This is a genomic window from Clostridium intestinale, assembly GCF_035905475.1.
Classification (GTDB): domain Bacteria; phylum Bacillota; class Clostridia; order Clostridiales; family Clostridiaceae; genus Clostridium_T; species Clostridium_T intestinale.
Genome location: NZ_CP121166.1, coordinates 4,010,662 through 4,031,759, shown reverse-complemented (window position 1 = coordinate 4,031,759; position 21,098 = coordinate 4,010,662). Strand labels below are relative to the sequence as shown.

The 21,098-nt window shown below is 35.1% G+C and carries 17 protein-coding genes, 1 tRNA gene and 3 rRNA genes; 5 read left to right on the top strand and 16 right to left on the bottom strand.

Features of this window, described 5'->3' with window-relative positions:
• Window positions 1-19: 19 nt before the first annotated feature.
• Complete coding sequence (locus P8F83_RS20535; protein ID WP_326512468.1) at window positions 20-1,417, bottom strand: N-acetylmuramoyl-L-alanine amidase; 1,398 nt, start codon at window positions 1,415-1,417, stop codon at window positions 20-22.
• Between the two features lie 55 nt (window positions 1,418-1,472).
• Window positions 1,473-1,595: a hypothetical protein gene (locus tag P8F83_RS20530; RefSeq protein ID WP_278329721.1), complete on the bottom strand. Its 123-nt coding sequence runs from the start codon at window positions 1,593-1,595 to the stop codon at window positions 1,473-1,475.
• A 97-nt stretch (window positions 1,596-1,692) separates the two neighbouring features.
• Here P8F83_RS20530 and P8F83_RS20525 point away from each other — a divergent pair, with 97 nt between their 5' ends.
• A complete protein-coding gene (locus P8F83_RS20525; protein WP_326512467.1) occupies window positions 1,693-3,045 on the top strand; it encodes a [Fe-Fe] hydrogenase large subunit C-terminal domain-containing protein in 1,353 nt (450 codons plus the stop codon).
• A 121-nt stretch (window positions 3,046-3,166) separates the two neighbouring features.
• Entirely contained in the window at window positions 3,167-3,814 is a 648-nt protein-coding gene (locus P8F83_RS20520; RefSeq protein WP_326512466.1) for an HAD family hydrolase, read from the top strand.
• Between the two features lie 47 nt (window positions 3,815-3,861).
• On the opposite strand, the gene uraA is transcribed toward P8F83_RS20520, so the two are convergent.
• Both uraA and P8F83_RS20510 read right to left on the bottom strand, forming a co-directional pair.
• Window positions 3,862-5,154 (bottom strand): uracil permease, encoded by a 1,293-nt coding sequence (gene uraA / locus P8F83_RS20515; RefSeq protein WP_326512465.1) that lies wholly within the window; start codon window positions 5,152-5,154, stop codon window positions 3,862-3,864.
• A gap of 180 nt (window positions 5,155-5,334) precedes the next feature.
• Complete coding sequence (locus P8F83_RS20510; protein WP_326512464.1) at window positions 5,335-6,081, bottom strand: peptidylprolyl isomerase; 747 nt, start codon at window positions 6,079-6,081, stop codon at window positions 5,335-5,337.
• Window positions 6,082-6,241: 160 nt separating this feature from the next.
• Between P8F83_RS20510 and bcp the strand changes: the two genes are divergently transcribed.
• On the top strand, window positions 6,242-6,709 hold the full coding sequence (bcp, locus tag P8F83_RS20505) for a thioredoxin-dependent thiol peroxidase (RefSeq protein ID WP_326512463.1): 468 nt from the start codon (window positions 6,242-6,244) through the stop codon (window positions 6,707-6,709).
• A gap of 12 nt (window positions 6,710-6,721) precedes the next feature.
• On the opposite strand, the gene P8F83_RS20500 is transcribed toward bcp, so the two are convergent.
• The 5 genes from P8F83_RS20500 to P8F83_RS20480 all read right to left on the bottom strand — a co-directional run bounded on the left by P8F83_RS20500 (window position 6,722) and on the right by P8F83_RS20480 (window position 12,342).
• Window positions 6,722-6,949: a hypothetical protein gene (locus P8F83_RS20500; protein WP_315115896.1), complete on the bottom strand. Its 228-nt coding sequence runs from the start codon at window positions 6,947-6,949 to the stop codon at window positions 6,722-6,724.
• A 281-nt stretch (window positions 6,950-7,230) separates the two neighbouring features.
• Window positions 7,231-7,306 (bottom strand) — tRNA-Phe (locus tag P8F83_RS20495).
• 208 nt (window positions 7,307-7,514) lie between these two features.
• Window positions 7,515-7,631, bottom strand: a 5S ribosomal RNA gene (rrf, locus tag P8F83_RS20490).
• A gap of 74 nt (window positions 7,632-7,705) precedes the next feature.
• Window positions 7,706-10,609 (bottom strand): 23S ribosomal RNA (locus P8F83_RS20485).
• A 212-nt stretch (window positions 10,610-10,821) separates the two neighbouring features.
• Window positions 10,822-12,342, bottom strand: a 16S ribosomal RNA gene (locus P8F83_RS20480).
• The 16S, 23S and 5S rRNA genes sit together here with 1 tRNA gene alongside, the layout of an rRNA operon.
• Window positions 12,343-12,808: 466 nt before the next feature.
• Between P8F83_RS20480 and P8F83_RS20475 the strand changes: the two genes are divergently transcribed.
• Together P8F83_RS20475 and P8F83_RS20470 are read left to right on the top strand one after the other, a co-directional pair.
• The gene (locus P8F83_RS20475; protein ID WP_326512462.1) at window positions 12,809-14,113 is read left to right on the top strand and encodes a hemolysin family protein; all 1,305 of its coding nucleotides are present in this window, start codon (window positions 12,809-12,811) and stop codon (window positions 14,111-14,113) included.
• A 92-nt stretch (window positions 14,114-14,205) separates the two neighbouring features.
• On the top strand, window positions 14,206-14,937 hold the full coding sequence (locus P8F83_RS20470; RefSeq protein WP_326512461.1) for an NAD-dependent protein deacylase: 732 nt from the start codon (window positions 14,206-14,208) through the stop codon (window positions 14,935-14,937).
• 74 nt (window positions 14,938-15,011) lie between these two features.
• Here the strand turns inward: P8F83_RS20470 and P8F83_RS20465 are convergent, their stop codons facing one another.
• The 7 genes from P8F83_RS20465 to P8F83_RS20435 form a co-directional block, all read right to left on the bottom strand.
• A complete protein-coding gene (locus P8F83_RS20465) occupies window positions 15,012-15,668 on the bottom strand; it encodes a class II aldolase/adducin family protein (RefSeq protein WP_326512460.1) in 657 nt (218 codons plus the stop codon).
• Between the two features lie 68 nt (window positions 15,669-15,736).
• Entirely contained in the window at window positions 15,737-16,429 is a 693-nt protein-coding gene (gene araD, locus P8F83_RS20460) for an L-ribulose-5-phosphate 4-epimerase (RefSeq protein WP_073022240.1), read from the bottom strand.
• 27 nt (window positions 16,430-16,456) lie between these two features.
• The gene (rpiB, locus tag P8F83_RS20455; protein WP_326512459.1) at window positions 16,457-16,894 is read right to left on the bottom strand and encodes a ribose 5-phosphate isomerase B; all 438 of its coding nucleotides are present in this window, start codon (window positions 16,892-16,894) and stop codon (window positions 16,457-16,459) included.
• Between the two features lie 91 nt (window positions 16,895-16,985).
• Window positions 16,986-17,654 (bottom strand): ribulose-phosphate 3-epimerase, encoded by a 669-nt coding sequence (gene rpe, locus P8F83_RS20450; RefSeq protein ID WP_326512458.1) that lies wholly within the window; start codon window positions 17,652-17,654, stop codon window positions 16,986-16,988.
• Between the two features lie 41 nt (window positions 17,655-17,695).
• Window positions 17,696-18,745, bottom strand: coding sequence for a galactitol-1-phosphate 5-dehydrogenase (locus P8F83_RS20445; protein WP_326512457.1), 1,050 nt, complete (start codon window positions 18,743-18,745; stop codon window positions 17,696-17,698).
• A 350-nt stretch (window positions 18,746-19,095) separates the two neighbouring features.
• Window positions 19,096-19,284 (bottom strand): ferredoxin, encoded by a 189-nt coding sequence (locus P8F83_RS20440; RefSeq protein ID WP_181602186.1) that lies wholly within the window; start codon window positions 19,282-19,284, stop codon window positions 19,096-19,098.
• Between the two features lie 392 nt (window positions 19,285-19,676).
• Window positions 19,677-21,095, bottom strand: a complete 1,419-nt coding sequence (locus P8F83_RS20435; protein ID WP_326512456.1) for a PTS galactitol transporter subunit IIC — start codon at window positions 21,093-21,095, stop codon at window positions 19,677-19,679.
• Window positions 21,096-21,098: the final 3 nt, after the last annotated feature.

Below are 21,098 nucleotides of genomic sequence, written 5' to 3'. Positions count from 1 at the left end.
TGCTTAAGCAATTCTTTTTTTATATAACAATACTTCTTAATTTACTTATTACATCTAAAATATCTTCTATAGTTTGCTCATAACTCTTATTTTTTTCCTGTAATGACATATTAGTTGCATTTAAAGCATCTTTAAGTTTTTTCTCCTGTGCCAAAAATCCTTCTACTGAGTTAATGTATATTTTTAATTCTTCAGTTCTGCTTTTAAGCTTTTCTATATCATTAATAATACTACTAACTTCCTTTTTTAGTCCTTCAACACTATCATCATCATTTACTAACTCATCGTTATAGTTATTTCCATCATTATTATCATCAAGTTTTATAGGTGCTATCCCCTCTTCTGAGTAGCTTGACTCTATTTCCCTAACTAACTCTAACACCTTCATTCCATAGTCATCTAAAGGTGACCAATTTCCCGATAAATCCTCTATATATTTCGCTTTACCTAATAAATAAGGAAAATGTCTAGGATCCCTACTTATTCTTTTAGGATAAATAACGCCTCCTGCATAAAGTCCTAAATGATCTAAATGAGCCTCAACACCACTTGTCCAATTGTTAAATGTTGCATATCCTCCATTTTCATCATTTATATCATTACTTATCCTTAATCCACATGGATTCTTGTACTCTTTCTTAAAAACCCCATTAAAAGTTCCTAAATTAGTTTCTATAGCACTTTGTGCATATGCTACTACTGGATTTACTCCAGACTCAATAGAGGTATTCCAGTAAATTTCTGCAAGTGCAATAAACTCCTCTGTAGCTCCCTTTTTTCTAGCCCATTGAAATGCTTGATACTTTGTTGCAGTAGGCATTGATATTATAGGGATTTTAGAATTAATAACTATGTCTTCATCAATTCCCATAGAAATTTCTTCTCTTCCAATATGTCTAAGGAATCCATTAGCTATAGAAAGCGCTATTTTGTCTCTAAAATAATCTTCTTTAAGCAACGCTTCTTCTTTTGAGTTACTAATGAAACAAGTTTCTACCAAAATTGCTGGCATCTCAGTTTCTTTTAGAACTGTAAAATTAGCAAATTTTACACCTCGATTTTTTAAACTAACACCAGAGACTATCTTATCTAATACATTAGCTGCTAACCGCTCTCCTTCATCACCTTTAGTAAATGTATAAACTTCCGTTCCCTCAGCACTATCTACACCTGAGCTATTAATATGAATACTCATAAAACATCTAGCTTTATTTTTATTAGCAATTTTAGCTCTCTCTTCTAAAGTCACATATCTGTCATCATTTCTAGTCAAAATTACAGATATCTGTTTCTTATCCAAATACTCTTTAATCTTATTTGCAATGTATAAGGTTAAAGATTTTTCTACCAAAGAGCCTTCTCCTCTAGCCCCATAATCTGATCCTCCGTGACCCGGATCTATAACTAAATCTACCATATCCACCTTCCTAAATAAATTACTACATATAATATATATTTTGTAACTTACATAATTATTTCACTTCTTCCTTATCAGACATAATATTTTCATAATATTTTTCGCTTTTCGAAGCAGCTACACAAAGACTCCAAAACATAAGTATTAAAAATATATAAATTCCTATCAATATTTTCATAAGTTTTCTCTCCTAAAATCATAATAGTTATAAATAATGGTTAATCTAACAAATAGAAAAGTTTTCTAAATTAGTATTTACACTTAGGAGGAATATTATGAAAAAAATTTACGAAGACTTATTTAAAGAATTAGTTAAATCCTATTATGATGGAAATTTTAATTCAACCTTAGAAAATATAATGAATTCTCCAAACTTTGATAAGATTGAAGCTATGTCTGTAATCTCTTCATTATGTGGTGTTGATGTTAAAGCTGATGAAAATTTCATTTATAATCTAAAAAAAGCTATTACAAACTATAAAGTTCGAGAAAAAATAATTGAAAAAGTTTCCTCTTGTTCTAGAGATTGTACTTCTGAAGCTGGTGAGAGAACTAAGTGTCAAACCGCCTGTCCCTTTGATGCTATTTTAGATGATCCAATAAAAGGAACTACTTATATAGACACCGATCTTTGTACTGACTGTGGCATATGTGTGGAAGCTTGTGATAGTGGTAAATTTATAGATAGGATTGAATTTATCCCCATAATAGATTTACTAAAAAATAACAAAAAAGTAATAGCAGCTGTTGCTCCTGCAATATCTGGTCAATGGGGATCTGATGTAACAATGGACCAATATAGAGCTGCTTTTATAAAAATGGGATTCTCAGACATGATAGAAGTTGCTTTTACAGCTGATATGTTAACCATAAAAGAAGCTGTAGAATTTAATCATCACGTTAATAAAGATGGTGACATTATGATAACCTCTTGTTGCTGTCCTATGTGGGTTGGTATGTTAAAAAAAGTATATCATGATTTAGTTAAAGATGTTTCCCCTTCTGTGTCTCCTATGATTGCAGCAGGAAGAGTTTTAAAAGAGTTAAATCCAGATGTTAAGGTTGTATTCATAGGTCCTTGTATCGCTAAAAAAGCAGAGGCTAGAGATAATGATATCTCAGATGCTATTGATTACGTGCTTACCTTTGAAGAATTAAAAGGAATATTTGAAGTTTTAGATATTAGACCAAATGAACTTCAAGGAATCCCTTCAATAGAATATGCTTCAAGAGGAGGAAGGTTGTATGCAAGAACTGGTGGAGTTTCAATAGCTGTATCAGAAGCAGTTGAAGAACTTTTTCCTGAAAAACATATAAAACTAAAAACTGCTCAAGCTAACGGGGTAAAGGAATGTAAAGAAATATTAGAAAAAGCTAAGGCTGGAGAACTAGATGCCAATTTTATAGAAGGAATGGGTTGTGTTGGAGGATGTGTCGGTGGCCCTAAAGCCCTAATTCCTAAAGAATATGGTAAAACCTCAGTTGATGAATTTGCCTACAATTCAGCCGTTAAGGTAGCTACTCACAGCGATATTATGAAAGAAGTTTTAAGTAATGTTGGTATAGATTCCTTAGAGGATTTTAAGAGTAAAGAAAAAATTAAAATCTTTGAAAGAGAATTTAGCTAAACTGTTTCATTAATGCAGTATATAGAGTTTGATATGCTGCATTAAAATTTATTATGATATTGAACTTAATAACTTTTTAATATACTATAAAAATAACATTAGGAATTTGGGGGAGATATATTTGTTTAAAGATGTACAAGCTGCAATATTTGATTTAGATGGAACTCTTATAGACTCAATGTGGATTTGGGATGAAATTAATATAACTTATTTAGAAAGTAAAGGAGCAAAAAGACCTTCAGATTTAGAAGAAAAAATAAATCATTTAAGTTTTAAGCAGACCGCTCAGTATTTTAAGGACAATTTTAATCTAAAAGAATCTACAGATGAAATAGTTAAAGAAATTAATGATTTAGCCTATGATAATTATTTGAATAAAGCCAGACTTAAACCTGGAGCTAAAAAATTATTAAGCTATTTAAAATCTAATGGCATTAAACTAGCTCTTGCTACTTCAAACTCATCACCTTTATTAGATATAGCCCTAGAAAGCAATGATATTAAGGATTTTTTTGATAGCATTACAACTACTAATGAGGTTACTAGAGGAAAAAACTTCCCTGATGTATATCTTCTAGCTGCAAAGCGTTTAGGTGTAACACCAGATAAGTGTATTGTTTTTGAAGACATACCCGCTGCTGTAGAAGGTGCTAAGGCTGCTGGAATGAAAGTTATCGCAGTATACGATGAACATTCATCTAAGCATAGAGAAAAACTTATTAATAGTGCTGATAAGTATATTGAAGATTTCACTGAATTCGCTGTATAAAGAAAAGCAGGAGATTTTTTAAATTAAAATCTCCTGCTTTTATATTATTAATCTTCTTTTTCATTCATTATTCCTAGTGAATCAAATATCATAAAGCTTACACTTAAAATCATGGCAACTATAGTAGCTAGTCCCATTCCTTTTAATTCTACAGCTCCTAATTTTACAGTTATACCACTTAATCCTATTACAAAAATTACTGATGTTAAAATTAAGTTTCTTGATTTAGCAAAATCCACACCTTTTTCTATAAAAGTTCTTAAACCAGATGTAGCTATAGTTCCAAATAGAAGTAAACTAACGCCTCCTATTACTGGGGTTGGTATACTGCTAATTAAAGCTGATAGTTTTCCTGAAAAACCTAATACTATAGATATAAGACCAGCTCCACATATAACATATACACTATAAACTTTAGTTAATGCCATAACCCCTATGTTTTCACCATAAGTTGTTGTTGGAACCGAACCAAAAAATCCTGATAGTGCTGTAGATAATCCATCTCCAAGGAGCGATCTATGTAGTCCTGGATCTTCAGATAAATCTCTTCCAACTATACTACTAGTTACAGCTAAATGCCCTATATGTTCAGCTACTACTACAAAAGTTGCTGGTAATATTGTCATTATTGCCGTGAAATCAAATTTAGCTATGTTTATATTAGGTGTTACAAAGAAACTCGCTTGTCCAAGTGTTGTAAAATCAACTAATCCATTAGCGTATGCTGCAATATAACCTACCACAACACCTATTAATATAGGAATAACTTTTAAGAATCCTCTTAGTAATACACTACTTAAAATTACTGCTGCTAAAGTTATCATAGATACTAATATCCATTTAGGATTAGAAAACTCTGGATTATTAGATCCACCTACTGCGAATCCAGCCATATCTGCTGCTGTTGGTGCTAATTCTAATCCAATGATTGTAACTATAGCTCCCATAGCTGCTGGTGGGAATAACTTGTTTATCCAACCTGTTCCTGTAAATTTAACTATTATAGCAATTGTTGCAAAAATCAAACCTGAAACTACAAATCCACCTTGTGCATGTTGGAAGGTATACCCTTCACTATACAATAGAAAAACTGGTGCAAGATATGCGAAACTTGATCCTAAATATGCAGGTATCTTCTTTTTAGTAAGGAATGCATATAATAATGTACCTATACCATTAAAAAATAATACTGTCGCTGGATCTATTCCAAAAAGAATTGGTACTAATACTGATGATCCAAACATTGCAAATAAATGCTGGATACTTAAAGGAATTGCTCTCTTTAGTGGCACACTCTCATTTACATCTACCACTGATACTTGTAATTGTTCATTATTCATTTGTTTATCCCCCTTGCTAGTCTCTCTGGACTAAGTTAAAAGCTTTTATAACTATAACATCTTTTATATTATATTTCAACATATTATGACTAAAATAATTTAGTTATAATCTCCCAATGATTAAATTCTTTAATATTTTCAATAAAAAACTCTAGATCTTAACAATCTAGAGCGATTTTATTATTTTCTATCTATAGTATATTTTGTACTTAATTCTCCAATTAAATCAAAATATTTCTTTTGTTGAGTCTCTTGAAGTAGTTGATTTACAACTCCATCCTTAACTTCTTCAAAATCTAAATCTTTACCAGCATTTTTAGCTTCTACCTTTATCAAGTGATATCCAAATTGAGTTTTAACAGGCTCAGTTACAACGCCTATCTCTGATGCAAATGCAGCTTCTTCAAACTCAGGAACCATCATTCCTCTTGAGAATGAACCTAAATTACCACCTTGTTCCTTAGATGGACATGATGAATATTGACTAGCAGCTTCTTCAAATGTTACGTTATTTGATTTTATTTCTTTTTTAATTTTATTTGCTTCTTCCTCTGAACTTATTAAAATATGTTTTGCTGTCACATTTTCTGGTTCTGAAAACATACTTCTATTTTCTTCATAGTATTTTAAAGCTTCATCATCAGTAACAGTCACTTCTGATATTACTTTGTTAATAACCATTTGAGTTAAAAGCTCTTTTTTAAACTTTTCCACTTCTGTTTCAAATTCTTTAGTTTTATCTAAAGAAGCTTCTTTTCCAAATTGGAACATTAATTCAAACGAAATCATTTGTTCTAATAATTGTTTTTTACCTTGTTCTGTTGCAAACATCCCTCTTCTATCTTGAGGATACTTTAAAATAGCTTGCTGTAAATCCATTTCAGTTATTTCATTACCAGCTACAACTGCCAAAACTTTATTTTCCATACATAATCTCCTTTATATATAAACTTAACACTCTAACATAATAACATATTTAAGAAAATTAATACACTAAAGAACTCCATATTATCGTTTAACTTCCTTTTCCTTGATGATTAATAATAATTATTATATAATAATTTTATATACTTAGGAGGTAATAATTATGTCAAAAATAGAAATTGGAAATCTAGCACCTGACTTCATATTAAAAGGATCAGATGGAGAAACTCATAAACTAAGTGATTATCTTGGGAAAAAGGTTGTTCTTTATTTCTACCCAAAAGACAACACTCCAGGATGCTCTACACAAGCCTGTGACTTTAGAGATAGTATACCTACTATAACTAACGAAAATGCTGTTGTAATTGGTATAAGTAAAGATAGTTTAGCCTCTCATGATAAATTTATTACAAAATTCGGATTACCATTTTTATTATTAAGTGATGAAGATAAAGAAGTTTGTGCTCTATATGATGTATTAAAAGAGAAAAATATGTATGGAAGAAAAACCATTGGTATAGAAAGAAGTACTTTTTTAATTGATGAAAAAGGTATTCTAAGAAAAGAATTTAGAAAAGTTAAAGTAAAAGATCATATTAATGATGTTATAGAAAACTTAAAAAAACTGTAGGAATATTAATTCCTACAGTTTTTTAATTACTGATTTTATATTCTTATTCTTATATTTTCTATATGAAGAGAAGGCCAGAGATCCTAATACTCCTAAAACTCCACCTAAAGAAAATCCAAACATAACATTGTCTACAACCACACCAATCAATACACCTAAACCCGCACCTAATGCAATTCCTTTTGCTAAGTACTCATTTTCTTCTTCAGTTAAAGAAATCTTGTTAAAAACCTCCTTCATAAACCTCACCAACCCTTTTATTAAAATCTTATTATTGATTATTATATCCTCAATATATTAAGATTTTCTTACATTCTACTTAAGGTAATATTAAATATACTTAAATTTTTATTTACATCCAGTTAATATATTTAAAAAAACAGAAACAAAAAATCACAGCTTTCACTGTGATTTTATCCAACTTGTAAACATCAACTAATTAATGTTAATTATCGGAGTTTTGATAGAGTTTTTACCGTTAACTCAAGAGAAAAATATAAGCCTAGTTAATACTAGGCTTATGGTGGCTCGAGCAGGAATCGAACCAGCGACACGAGGATTTTCAGTCCTCTGCTCTACCGACTGAGCTATCGAGCCATAAAATACTTTACTTAAATATTATATGGTTATCAATAAATTTTGTCAATATATTATAATTATTGATTTATTAAAAGTTTTTTATACAGAAAAAAATTAAAATATTTCTCGGGAAATAAAAGATTTTATCTGATTTTGACATATAAATATTTCAAACAAAAAAGAAACTACTACAACTTGCATTGTAATAGTTTCCTGTAAATAAATTATTTGGCGACTTCCTACTCTCCCACACAGTCTCCCATGCAGTACCATCGGCGTAATAAAGCTTAACGATCCTGTTCGGAATGGGAAGGGGTGTTACCTTTATGCCATTATCACCAAATATATTATGAAAGAATTTTGTTCTTTCAAAATTGCACGTAAGTTCATTTAATAATATATATTCCAGTTAACTTATTGGTCAAGCCCTCGATCTATTAGTATGAGTCAGCTAAATATGTTACCACACTTACACCCCTCACCTATCAACCTTGTGTTCTTCAAGGGATCTTACTAGATTACTCTATGGGAAATCTTATCTTGAGGTGGGCTTCACGCTTAGATGCCTTCAGCGTTTATCCCTTCCCGACTTAGCTACCCAGCTATGCTCCTGGCGGAACAACTGGTACACCAGAGGTCAGTCCATCCCGGTCCTCTCGTACTAAGGACAGCTCCTCTCAAATTTCCTACGCCCGCGACGGATAGGGACCGAACTGTCTCACGACGTTCTGAACCCAGCTCGCGTGCCGCTTTAATGGGCGAACAGCCCAACCCTTGGGACCTACTTCAGCCCCAGGATGCGACGAGCCGACATCGAGGTGCCAAACCTCCCCGTCGATGTGGACTCTTGGGGGAGATCAGCCTGTTATCCCCGAGGTAGCTTTTATCCGTTGAGCGATGGCCCTCCCACGAGGTACCACCGGATCACTAAGTCCGACTTTCGTCCCTGCTCCACTTGTAGGTGTCGCAGTCAGGCTCCCTTCTGCCTTTGCACTCTTCGAAGGATTTCCGACCCTTCTGAGGGAACCTTTGAGCGCCTCCGTTACTTTTTCGGAGGCGACCGCCCCAGTCAAACTGCCCATCTAACAATGTCCTGTCACCAGTTTCATGGTGTCCAGTTAGAATTCCAGTACTATCAGGGTGGTATCCCAAGGTTGACTCCACTAAAGCTGACGCCCTAGTTTCCCAGTCTCCCACCTATCCTGTACAGACAATACCGAAACTCAATGCTAAACTACAGTAAAGCTCTACGGGGTCTTTCCGTCCAATCGCGGGTAGCAAGCATCTTCACTTGCACTACAACTTCGCCGGATTTGCAGTTGAGACAGTGCCCAAATCATTACGCCATTCGTGCGGGTCGGAACTTACCCGACAAGGAATTTCGCTACCTTAGGACCGTTATAGTTACGGCCGCCGTTTACTGGGGCTTAAGTTCACACCTTCGCTTGCGCTAAGTGTTCCCCTTAACCTTCCAGCACCGGGCAGGCGTCAGCCCCTATACATCAGCTTTCGCTTTAGCAGAGACCTGTGTTTTTGCTAAACAGTTGCTTGGGCCTATTCTCTGCGACCTACTCTCGTAGGCACCCCTTCTCCCGAAGTTACGGGGTCAATTTGCCGAGTTCCTTAACTGCAATTCTTCCGCCGGCCTTAGGATTCTCTCCTCACCTACCTGTGTCGGTTTGCGGTACGGGCACTACTTTTCTCCCTAGACGCTTTTCTTGGCAGCGTGGAATCATGTACTTCATCCATAAATGGACTTCCCCATCACACCTCAGAATTGTTAAAACGGATTTTCCTGTCTTAACTCCCTAAGTGCTTAGACTAGCATCCAATAGCTAGCACACACTATCCTCCTGCGTCACGCCATCGGTAATAACGATGGTAGTGGTATAGGAATATCAACCTATTGTCCATCACCTACGCCTTTCGGCCTCGGCTTAGGTCCCGACTAACCCTCAGCGGACGAGCCTTCCTGAGGAAACCTTAGGTTTTCGGCCTGTGAGATTCTCACTCACATCTCGCTACTAATGCCAACATTCTCACTCGTAAACAGTCCACCGCTCCTTTCGGTACGACTTCTGCCCGTTTACGACGCTCCTCTACCGCTTACATTACTGTAAGCCCGTAGCTTCGGTGGTAAGTTTGAGCCCCGAACATCTTCGGCGCAGGATCTCTCGACTAGTGAGCTATTACGCACTCTTTTAATGAGTGGCTGCTTCTAAGCCAACATCCTAGTTGTCTTCGAAATCCCACATCCTTTTCCACTTAACTTACACTTTGGGACCTTAGCTGACGATCTGGGCTGTTTCCCTTTTGACTACGGATCTTATCATTCGCAGTCTGACTGCCGAACTAATAGTATATGGCATTCGGAGTTTGATAAGGTTCGGTAAGCGATATGCCCCCTAGCCCATTCAGTGCTCTACCTCCATTACTCATATTCGACGCTAGCCCTAAAGCTATTTCGAGGAGAACCAGCTATCTCCGAGTTCGATTGGAATTTCTCCGCTATCCACAGCTCATCCCATGGTTTTTCAACACCAACGTGGTTCGGTCCTCCACGAGATTTTACTCTCGCTTCAACCTGGCCATGGATAGGTCACCCGGTTTCGGGTCCACGACATGCAACTTTGTGCCCTATTAAGACTCGGTTTCCCTTCGGCTCCGTACCTTAAGTACTTAACCTCGCTACATATCGTGACTCGTTGGCTCGTTCTACAAAAAGCACGTCATCACACATATAAAGTGCTATGACCGGTTGTGGGCATACGGTTTCAGGTTCTATTTCACTCCCCTCCCGGGGTTCTTTTCACCTTTCCCTCACGGTACTTCTTCACTATCGGTCATCGGGTAGTATTTAGCCTTGGGAGGTGGTCCTCCCTGCTTCCCACAAGGTTTCACGTGTCTCGTGGTACTCTGGATCAGAACTTACTATTTCGCGTTTTCATCTACAGGACTATTACCTTATGCGGTGGAACTTTCCAGTTCTCTTCGATTAACGTAATTTAGCTTTTATGTTCTGTCCGCAACCCCAGAAATAAATTTCTGGTTTGGGCTCTTTCCCTTTCGCTCGCCGCTACTTAGGAAATCGATTTTTCTTTCTCTTCCTTCAGGTACTTAGATGTTTCAGTTCCCTGAGTTTACCCTCCATAAGCTATGTATTCACTTATGGATACATGGGGTTTCCCATGTGAGTTTCCTCATTCGGACATCTCTGGATCACAGGCTATTTGCGCCTACCCAGAGCTTTTCGCAGCTTATCGCGTCCTTCTTCGGCTCCCGATGCCAAGGCATTCACCATACGCCCTTTATATCTTGACCTATGTCATTCTATAAAAGAATTTGATTAATTAATTGCCAACTGGCTTTATTATATATTACTTTACTTACTTATGTGCAATTTTCAAAGAACATTGAACAACTTATGGTCGTTCAAAATTAAACAGAGGAAAACGTAAATCTTTGTCAATTATATTGACTGAATTTTATACTTAAATTCTACTAAGTTGTAGTTTTAAGTAATTTCTCCATAGAAAGGAGGTGATCCAGCCGCAGGTTCTCCTACGGCTACCTTGTTACGACTTCACCCCAATCGCTGACCCTACCTTCGGCCGCGCCCTCCTAAAAGGTTAGGCTACGGACTTCGGGTATTGCCAACTCTCATGGTGTGACGGGCGGTGTGTACAAGGCCCGGGAACGTATTCACCGCGACATTCTGATTCGCGATTACTAGCAACTCCAGCTTCATGCAGGCGAGTTTCAGCCTGCAATCCGAACTGAGACGAGTTTTATAAGTTTTGCTCCACCTCGCGGCTTTGCGTCTCTTTGTACTCGCCATTGTAGCACGTGTGTAGCCCTAGACATAAGGGGCATGATGATTTGACGTCATCCCCACCTTCCTCCGCGTTAACCACGGCAGTCTTGCTAGAGTGCTCAACTAAATGGTAGCAACTAACAATAAGGGTTGCGCTCGTTGCGGGACTTAACCCAACATCTCACGACACGAGCTGACGACAACCATGCACCACCTGTCTTCCTGTCCTCCCCGAAGGGAGAACTTCCTCGATTAAGAGTAATTCAGGAGATGTCAAGTCTAGGTAAGGTTCTTCGCGTTGCTTCGAATTAAACCACATGCTCCGCTGCTTGTGCGGGCCCCCGTCAATTCCTTTGAGTTTTAATCTTGCGACCGTACTCCCCAGGCGGGGTACTTATTGTGTTAACGGCGGCACAGGGGGAGTCGATACCCCCTACACCTAGTACCCATCGTTTACGGCGTGGACTACCAGGGTATCTAATCCTGTTTGCTCCCCACGCTTTCGAGCCTCAGCGTCAGTTATTGTCCAGAAAGTCGCCTTCGCCACTGGTGTTCTTCCTAATCTCTACGCATTTCACCGCTACACTAGGAATTCCACTTTCCTCTCCAACACTCTAGACACCCAGTTTGGAATGCAGCACCCAAGTTAAGCCCAGGTATTTCACATCCCACTTAAGTATCCGCCTACGCTCCCTTTACGCCCAGTAAATCCGGACAACGCTTGCCACCTACGTATTACCGCGGCTGCTGGCACGTAGTTAGCCGTGGCTTCCTCCTCAGGTACCGTCATTATCGTCCCTGAAGACAGAGCTTTACAACCCGAAGGCCTTCATCACTCACGCGGCGTTGCTGCATCAGGGTTTCCCCCATTGTGCAATATTCCCCACTGCTGCCTCCCGTAGGAGTCTGGGCCGTGTCTCAGTCCCAATGTGGCCGATCACCCTCTCAGGTCGGCTACGCATCGTCGCCTTGGTGAGCCGTTACCTCACCAACTAGCTAATGCGCCGCGGGCCCATCTGATAGCGGATTACTCCTTTGGTCATTTGAAGATGCCTTCATTTGACTTTATGCGGTATTAATCTCCCTTTCGGGAGGCTATCCCCCTCTATCAGGCAGGTTGCCCACGTGTTACTCACCCGTCCGCCGCTAGGAAATTACCGAAGCAATTTCCTCGCTCGACTTGCATGTGTTAAGCACGCCGCCAGCGTTCGTCCTGAGCCAGGATCAAACTCTCAATTTAAGTGTCACACTAATGTGCACAAATTTTAGTTTAATCTTACTCTAAGAATTACGTTGACTTTAAGTATTTGCTTCAAGTTTTACACTTGTTACAATTACTTACTCACAACTTTCGTTGTGTAAGTTTTATTCAAAACTTCTTAAGTTTCCTCTGTTTAATTTTCAAAGACCATTTTTTGTTTTTTGTTTTTCGCTACTGTACCGCAGCGACAAGTAATATCTTAACACATATATTTCGACCTTTTTCTACAAATCTATCATATTTATCATATTATTTCTATATTTCTAAATAATTCATTGTTTTACTAAGTATTTCTTATATTGATACACTAGGGCCTGTAGCCTTTAGTTTTAGGAATATCTATTATAATTCCAATTTTCAATCTTATTAAGGCTTTAAAATAATCATTAAATATGGTATTATATATTTCATAACATATTTTGTTTAATAACAAGGAGGAATTTTAATGGAATCAGTCCCTGAGGGTAGCGTCACGACTCAATTGGTTTTGATAGTTATCCTAACTTTAATTAATGCTTTTTTTGCATCAGCAGAAATGGCAATAGTCTCAATTAATAAGAATAAAATCAGACACCTTGCCGAAGAAGGCAACAAAAAAGCTAAATTACTAGAAGATCTTATGAACGAACCTAGTAATTTTCTATCTACTATACAAGTTGGTATTACCTTAGCTGGATTTTTTGCTAGTGCATCTGCAGCTACTGGAGTATCAGGACAATTAGCTAACCTATTAGATAGCCTAAGTGTTCCTTATAGTAGTAATATAGCTCAAATTGTTGTTACTATCTTACTTTCTTATGTAACTCTTGTATTTGGAGAGTTATTTCCTAAACGTATCGCCTTAAAGAAAGCAGAAGCTATAGCAATGTTTTCAATTAAACCTATAATTTTTATTTCTAAAATTGCCTTACCATATGTAAAACTACTTTCTGGATCAACAAATTTATTGCTTAGAATAACAAAGCTTAATGATGATGATTTAGAAGAGAAAGTATCTAAAGAAGAAATACGTTCTTTAATAGAAGTTGGACAAGAACATGGAGTAATAAATGAAACCGAAAAAGATATGATAGAGAGTATATTCGAGTTTGATGATACTATATCAAAAGAAATTATGACACCTAGAACCGATGTATACCTACTTAATATAGATACCCCTATAGCAGAAGCTATTGATGAATTATTAGAAGAAAGATTTTCTCGAATACCTGTCTATGAAGATGATATAGATAATATTATAGGTATTCTTTATATGAAAGATTTTATAGTACAAGCTCGTAAAGTTGGTTTTGAGAATGTTAATATTAGAGAAATTCTTCATCAACCTTATTTTGTACCAGAAACTAAAAATATAGATATATTATTTAGAGAACTTCAGTCCAATAAGAAAACTATGGCTATATTAATAGATGAATATGGCGGTTTCTCAGGAATACTTACTATAGAAGATCTTATTGAAGAAGTTATGGGTAATATAAATGATGAAGATGATCACGAAGAACCTCATATAGAAAAATTAGATAATAAGACCTATGTAGCAAATGGTTTATTATCTTTAGATGATTTAGCAGATTCTCTTCATATGGAACTAGAAGATGGTTATACAGACACTTTAGGTGGATTCTTAATAAATCTATTAGGCTCTATACCTAAAGATGGAGAGACATATAATCTTACTTACGAAAATATAACTTTTAATATAGAGGAAGTTAAGGAAAAAAGAATAACAAAAGTAAGGATATCCTTATAAATTTTGTGAGTACCGAGAATAATAGTTCTCGGTACTTTTTATATAGAAGTGATATAATGTACTTATATTTACTTTAAATGTAAGGAGATTCTATGAGCATAGATAAATTAAAAGAAATACTTATCAACTCAAATAATATTGTATTCTTTGGGGGTGCTGGCGTATCAACAGAATCTGGAATACCTGATTTTAGAAGCGCTAGTGGCCTATTCAATGAGAAATTAAATAAAACTTTTACTCCTGAACAACTAGTTTCTCATACATACTTTATGAGATATACTGAGGATTTTTATAAATTTTATAAAGATAAACTCATTTATGAAGAAGCTAAACCTAATGATGCTCACTTAGCACTAGCTAAACTTGAAAAACTAGGTAAACTAAAAGCAGTTATTACTCAAAATATAGATGGGCTTCATCAAGCTGCTGGTTCTAAGACTATTTTTGAACTACACGGATCTGTTCACAGAAACTACTGCACTAAATGTCATAAATTTTATCCAATAGAATTTATATTAAAAGCTTCTAAAATCCCCACTTGTACAGAATGTGAAGGAACTGTAAAACCAGATGTTGTTTTATATGAAGAAGGTTTGGATGAGAATGTTATAAATGGAGCTGTTAATGCAATAGCTCATGCTGATACTTTAATTATTGGTGGCACTTCATTAGTTGTTTATCCAGCTGCTGGACTAATTAATTATTTTAAAGGAAAAAATCTAATATTAATAAATAAAAGCACTACCTCTGCTGACTCTAAAGCTGATTTAGTTATACATGATTCTATAGGAAAAGTATTAAAAGAATATACTGAAGATTTATAGATAATAAAAGCCACCTTTCACGAAAAGATGGCTTTTAAACTTATATTATTCTCTTTATAAAACTCCCGTTAGTCCTAAAACTTTATTTCAGAAGGATATCTCCATTTTTGTATTTCATCTAAACTTATAGCGTTAGGCTCTTTTCCACCATTCATCATAAGAGCTCTATAATAAATCTCCGCTAATTCTTCAACGTAGTTAGCCTTAAGTAATGCGTCTTTACTATTTCTATCAACGGCTACTACTCCATGACTTTCTAAAAGTACTACATCAGCTTTTTGTATTGGTTCTATTACGCTATTAGAAAGTGCTGTTGTTCCTGGAGTTCCATAATCAGCTACTGGAATTATCCCTTCTTTTAATCCTAGCGCCGAACACTCATAAACTATTGCTGGTATAGGCTTTTTAAGCACTGCAAATGAAGTAGCAAATTTTGAATGAGTATGAACTATTACATTAATATCGGGTCTTGTCTTATATATCTGTAGATGCATCAAAAGTTCGCTTGTAGGTTTCATATCCCCTAATCTTTCTATTACATTTGCCTCCATATCTACTACACAAATCTGTTCATGAATAAGTTCATTTCTGTCAACTCCTGCTGGAGTTACAACCACTAAATTACTCTTTCTGTCTCTTATACTGAAGTTTCCTGACTTATGCCTGCAAAGTCCTGATTTTTCAGCATCTTTAGCTACTTGTAGCAGTTCCCTCTTTAAATTATCCAACATATTTTCTCCCCCTAATAAAATTAATAGCATAACAAGTCTTGAAACAAGTTATGCTATTAATTATTGAATTACTTAGTTTGTCCGTAATATGAGTTTGCACCATGTTTTCTTAAGAAATGTTTATCTAATAAGTTACTATCTATAGATGCCAGATGAGTATTTAAGTTTAAAGTATCATAAGCCATTTTACAAACTTCTTCTAATATAACTGCATTATGAACTGCTTCATCAGCATCTTTTCCCCAAGTAAATGGTCCATGACTATATACTAGTACCCCTGGCATTTGACTTGGATCTATATCTTTAAAAGTTTCAACTATTACATTACCAGTTTCTTCTTCATATTGACCCTTTATTTCTTGTTCATTTAAAGCTCTTGTACATGGGATTGTTCCATAAAAGTGATCTGCATGAGTTGTCCCAAATGCTGGTACACTTTTAGTTGCTTGTGCCCATATTGTAGCCCAAGGAGAATGTGTATGAACGATTCCACCAATATCCTTAAACTTCTTATATAACACTAAATGAGTCGGTGTATCTGAAGATGGTCTTAATTTTCCTTCAACTATGTTTCCATCTAAATCTACTACTACTAAATCCTCGGCTGTCATATTATCATATTCAACACCACTTGGTTTTATTACAACTAAGCCTGTCTCCCTATCTATTGCGCTAACATTTCCCCAAGTAAACTTAACAAGTCCATATCCCGGTAAATCTAAATTTGCTTTTAATACCTTCTCTTTTAATTGTTCTAACATTTTAAATTTCTCCTCTCTAATTTTAGTTTAATATGCTTCATAATCCTTAATTTGTTCTAATCTTCTTGTATGATGTTTTCCTATAAACTCTGTATTTAACCATATGTCAACTATCATAAACGCAAGCTCTTCTCCTATAACTCTTCCACCTAAACATAAAACATTGGAATCATTATGTTCTCTCGTTGCCTTTGCTGTGAATTTATCACTTACTAAAGCTGCTCTTATTCCAGGGACTTTATTGGCTGCAATTGAAACGCCTACCCCTGTACCACAGCATAATATACCTTTTTCAAAATGTTTAAGAGCTACTTCTGTTGCTACTTCAAAAGCTACCTTAGGATAATCTACACTCTCACTTGAATAGCTTCCAAAGTCTTTATATTCAATATTATTTTTATCTAGATACTTCTTTATTGCTTCTTTAAGTTGATATCCACCATGATCACAACCTATTGCTATCATACTCTCACCCCATAAACACTTATAAATATTGCTCTTACATCTAATCCGTTTCTAACTCATTTACCACAAAAAATCACACTCTACAAAATCATTAGTAGAATTTTGAAACTACTTTATTAAATTCAGCTAAGGTTTTAGAAATATCTCCACCTTCAAACATTGCTGAGCCTATAACTATATCATTAGCTCCAAGTTCCATAACCTTTGAAATATTGTTTATATTTATTCCACCATCTACTTGTATATCAAAATCTAAACCTTTAGCCATTTTAAGCTCATGTAATTCCTTTATTTTATGTCCCATAAACGGTATAAAGGTTTGTCCTCCAAAACCAGGCTCTACTGTCATAACTAAAACCTTGTTTAGCATTTCCTTCACATGTTTTATTGCCTCTATTGATGTAGCAGGATTTAAAGATACACCTGCTTTTATGCCAAAGCTTTTTATAGTATAAATAGTCTTATAGAGATGAGGGCAAGTTTCTGCATGAACTGTTATATTATCTGCCCCGGCTTCCACTAAAGCCTCAATAAACATATCTGGATTTTTTACCATCATGTGAACATCAAATTCTAAATCTTTGCTTATGCTCCTAAGCATCTTAATTTGATCTGGTCCAAAAGCTATATTAGGTACAAAGTTACCGTCCATAACATCAATATGAAGTGATTTTATTCCATGACTTTCTAAACTGTGTATATCCTTCTCTAAATTACAAAAGTTTGCTCCTAATATTGAAGGTGATATTTTTATTCCCATCTCTATTTCTCCTTTACTATATGCTTTAGTATTTTAAACATCTAAAATTCTACTAGAACTTTATTGAAGTAAATTTTTCTTCCAGCCATATCTTCTAAATATTTACCAACTTCTTCAACCTTTATTTTGTGAGATATCATTGGCTTAAACTTTATTTCACCTTTTGACATGAAATCTATAGTTGCATACCAAGCCCTTCCTGGATATGGTGATGTATATGAATTCCAAGAACCTTGTATCTTAATTTCTCCTCTTAATACACTTTCTATAGACTCTTCTTTTAGATGTAATTCAGAGTGAGATATTCCAAGATAAACTACTCTTCCTCTTTTTTTAGCTATTAGTATTGCTTGCTCTTGTGTGAATTTACTTCCTGCTGTTTCTGCAACTACATCAGCTCCACCATTAGTTAATTCCCTAATTACTTTAACTGCATCACAATCCTTTGAATTAACTGTTATATCTGCACCTAATTCTTTTGCAAGTTGTAATTTTTCATCAAATATATCAACTGCTATAATTTTTGAAGCTCCAAAAATCTTAGCCCATTGAATAGTGAATTGACCTATTGGACCACATCCCATTACTACAACTGTATCTCCTGGTGTTATTTCTGCTTTAGCTAATCCATGATAACCTATTGTAGCTGGTTCTATTCCTGCCGCTGTTTCAAAATCTAAACTATCAGGAATCTTAAGTACATGTTCCTTTGGAACCTTAGTATATTCAGCAAAAGCTCCGTTACTTCCAGTTCCTATAATATTGTAATGATCGCATAAACCATAATTTCCTGCTCTGCAATATTCACATTCTCCACAAGGTATAAGTGGTGCTATAGCAACTCTATCACCTTTCTCAAAACCTGCAACATTTGCTCCAACTTCCTCTATCTCACCGCAAAATTCATGTCCTAATATTAATGGATACTTTCTTGCCCCACTAACCATTGCTCTTGGTAAATCTGAGCCACATATTCCTGCATATTTAACTTTAACTAAAACATCATCTGATCCAATCTGTGGAATGTCTACCATCTCACATCTCACATCTTTTAATGCATGTATAACTGCTGCTTTCATTTTTCCTTCCATTGAACTATTACTCCTTTCAGAAGGCTCCTAATAGGATACCTTTATTTAAAAAGTTCACCTTTTGTAATTAATAAAGAGCAAGTCCCATGCCAACCAAAAATATAAATTTATACCATATGTAAAAGCAGATTTTTACAGTAAAACTTCCATCTCCATTACATTTCCTTAAAAATTATCCTTTTTCATAAAATGTTTATGCTTTTTGGGCATCTATAATCTGTAGGAGCGTACCTTAAAGGAACAAAAAAAGACTACATCTCCATTAATCACATGACTTCTCATCAATGTAATTTAAATAGAATGTAGTCTACTTTTATAAGTTTTAAATTAGTATCTAAGCTTTAAATTAATTACTCTACTGTTATGGCACTTACTGGACATTGTTCTTCAGCTTCTTTTGCACTTTCAACTAAGTTATCTTCAAGTTCATTTTCTACTGCTTGCGCTTTTCCTTCATCGTCCATTTCAAATACTTCTGGACATACAGCTGCGCATAATCCGCAACCTATGCAAGCATCCTTATCAACAAATCCTTTCATAAAAAGCTCCTCCTTAAAATAATTATTCACTCTTGATTACCATTAATTTCTATAAGTGATTAATTAAAGTGTATCACTTTGTATAGCTCATTTCTGTAACTGATGTTACCTCTATACAATTATTTATTGGTATACAGCTCTACATCTCTATATGGAATAGCAGAGGGAATTTAATTACTTAATTATCTAATTACTTAATTATCACCGTACTACCATAAGTACGGTGATAATTAAATAATTAAGTATGCAGTTTTTCATTCTTTAAAAGTAATATTACAATAAATGAGTTTCATGAAAATCATAGGAGATTCTAAAGCATGACGGTGTATAATTTCCAAAATAAAAATGTAGTGAGACTTTACTAAGCCATCACCACATTTCTATTTTAAATATTAAACTGCTTCAGCTATTGGTTCTGGGTTATTTTTTGCAGCTTGTCTTTCTAAGTAATCATAGATTACATCTTTGTTCTTTCTGAATAGTATTAGTAATACTACGTATACAGCTACTGCTAAACCAATAAATATAGGATTTTGACTTAAGAATGCAAAGAATACTAATCCCATAAGTGGTTTTCCTAAAATGTTAAAGCTTGTTATCATTAACGCTCCTGCAGGTAGTGCGATTCCTACCCCTGTAGCTATTTCAGTAAATAATGGTGCTGTGTAAGTACACATTAATAGTCCAAGTCCAAACCAAATGATTCCGTTAACTATTGTTTTAGCCATGTTACCATTTGTTAATGCAACTATACCTTGTACCATGTAAGGCAATGCTAGTAAATCTACAACTGGTAATACCTTGTTTCCTGGTAAAACCATTGCTACTACTACCATGATTGGAATTAATATAACTCCGCTGATTAATGTAGCTGGTTCACCATATCCTGTAGCATCATTAACACCTAGGTAGAATTCACGTGTAGAGTTAGATCCTTTTTTAAGACTCTTTCTAGCAGCTTCAGTTATTGGAAGGAATGCTTGAGCAAAAAGTCCTGCTATCTTAGGGAATATAGCCATGATTGCACTTGTTGCAATACCCATTTTAGTTATTTCTCCCCAAGCTGCTAAAGTGTTAAGTGATGTTAAGTTTCCTAGTGCACCTATAAACATACCTAATAATAGTCCTAAAGAAATTGGTTCTCCGAAGAAACCTAGTTTCTTTTGTAGTATTTGTGGATTTAACTTTATTTTATTAAATCCTATTGCATTAAGTATTGGATCAAAAGCTGCTGTAAATACTGCTGCCTCTATATTATGCATAGCTATTATTGTACAGTTTGGATATTGATAATAACTTGACCATCTTTTTGCCATAAGCTCTGCAATTAATAAGCTGTACATGTTTAATAAAATCATACAAGCTAACGCTAAGAACATGTTTTTAGTAACTACAAATACCATTGAACCCCATACTATATAAGAGTAATTATTCCAAAGATCTGAAGGTTGGAATACATTTGTAACTTTAAGAACGAATAATAGAGTCTGTACTATTAAACCTACTGCTAAAAATATCATTCCTGGTTCAGTTGAGAATGCAACTAAAGCTGTTGCTTGCCAACCTACATCGAATGCAGGTAATTGAATTCCTGTAGTATCTACCATCTTTTGAACAATTGGTGATATGATTGGTGTAAATGAATTTAATAATAACGTGAACCCTTCAAGTCCTACCCCTGCATATAAAGCTGAAAAGAAAGCTTTTTTAGTTTTTACTTTTAAGATTTTTGCTATAACAAAAATCATTATAGGAACAAATATTGGTGCTCCAAATGTATCAAAAATTTGTTTTAGTGTTTGAAAAAACATCTT

What these genes read in the sequence shown, in the direction of transcription:
- P8F83_RS20535 (WP_326512468.1), bottom strand. Translation starts at nt 1,417, where the DNA reads ATGGTAGATTTAGTTATAGATCCGGGTCACGGAGGATCAGATTATGGG.
- P8F83_RS20530 (WP_278329721.1), bottom strand. Translation starts at nt 1,595, where the DNA reads ATGAAAATATTGATAGGAATTTATATATTTTTAATACTTATGTTTTGG.
- P8F83_RS20525 (WP_326512467.1), top strand. Translation starts at nt 1,693, where the DNA reads ATGAAAAAAATTTACGAAGACTTATTTAAAGAATTAGTTAAATCCTAT.
- uraA (WP_326512465.1), bottom strand. Translation starts at nt 5,154, where the DNA reads ATGAATAATGAACAATTACAAGTATCAGTGGTAGATGTAAATGAGAGT.
- P8F83_RS20510 (WP_326512464.1), bottom strand. Translation starts at nt 6,081, where the DNA reads ATGGAAAATAAAGTTTTGGCAGTTGTAGCTGGTAATGAAATAACTGAA.
- bcp (WP_326512463.1), top strand. Translation starts at nt 6,242, where the DNA reads ATGTCAAAAATAGAAATTGGAAATCTAGCACCTGACTTCATATTAAAA.
- P8F83_RS20500 (WP_315115896.1), bottom strand. Translation starts at nt 6,949, where the DNA reads ATGAAGGAGGTTTTTAACAAGATTTCTTTAACTGAAGAAGAAAATGAG.
- P8F83_RS20475 (WP_326512462.1), top strand. Translation starts at nt 12,809, where the DNA reads ATGGAATCAGTCCCTGAGGGTAGCGTCACGACTCAATTGGTTTTGATA.
- P8F83_RS20470 (WP_326512461.1), top strand. Translation starts at nt 14,206, where the DNA reads ATGAGCATAGATAAATTAAAAGAAATACTTATCAACTCAAATAATATT.
- P8F83_RS20465 (WP_326512460.1), bottom strand. Translation starts at nt 15,668, where the DNA reads ATGTTGGATAATTTAAAGAGGGAACTGCTACAAGTAGCTAAAGATGCT.
- araD (WP_073022240.1), bottom strand. Translation starts at nt 16,429, where the DNA reads ATGTTAGAACAATTAAAAGAGAAGGTATTAAAAGCAAATTTAGATTTA.
- rpiB (WP_326512459.1), bottom strand. Translation starts at nt 16,894, where the DNA reads ATGATAGCAATAGGTTGTGATCATGGTGGATATCAACTTAAAGAAGCA.
- rpe (WP_326512458.1), bottom strand. Translation starts at nt 17,654, where the DNA reads ATGGGAATAAAAATATCACCTTCAATATTAGGAGCAAACTTTTGTAAT.
- P8F83_RS20445 (WP_326512457.1), bottom strand. Translation starts at nt 18,745, where the DNA reads ATGGAAGGAAAAATGAAAGCAGCAGTTATACATGCATTAAAAGATGTG.
- P8F83_RS20440 (WP_181602186.1), bottom strand. Translation starts at nt 19,284, where the DNA reads ATGAAAGGATTTGTTGATAAGGATGCTTGCATAGGTTGCGGATTATGC.
- P8F83_RS20435 (WP_326512456.1), bottom strand. Translation starts at nt 21,095, where the DNA reads ATGTTTTTTCAAACACTAAAACAAATTTTTGATACATTTGGAGCACCA.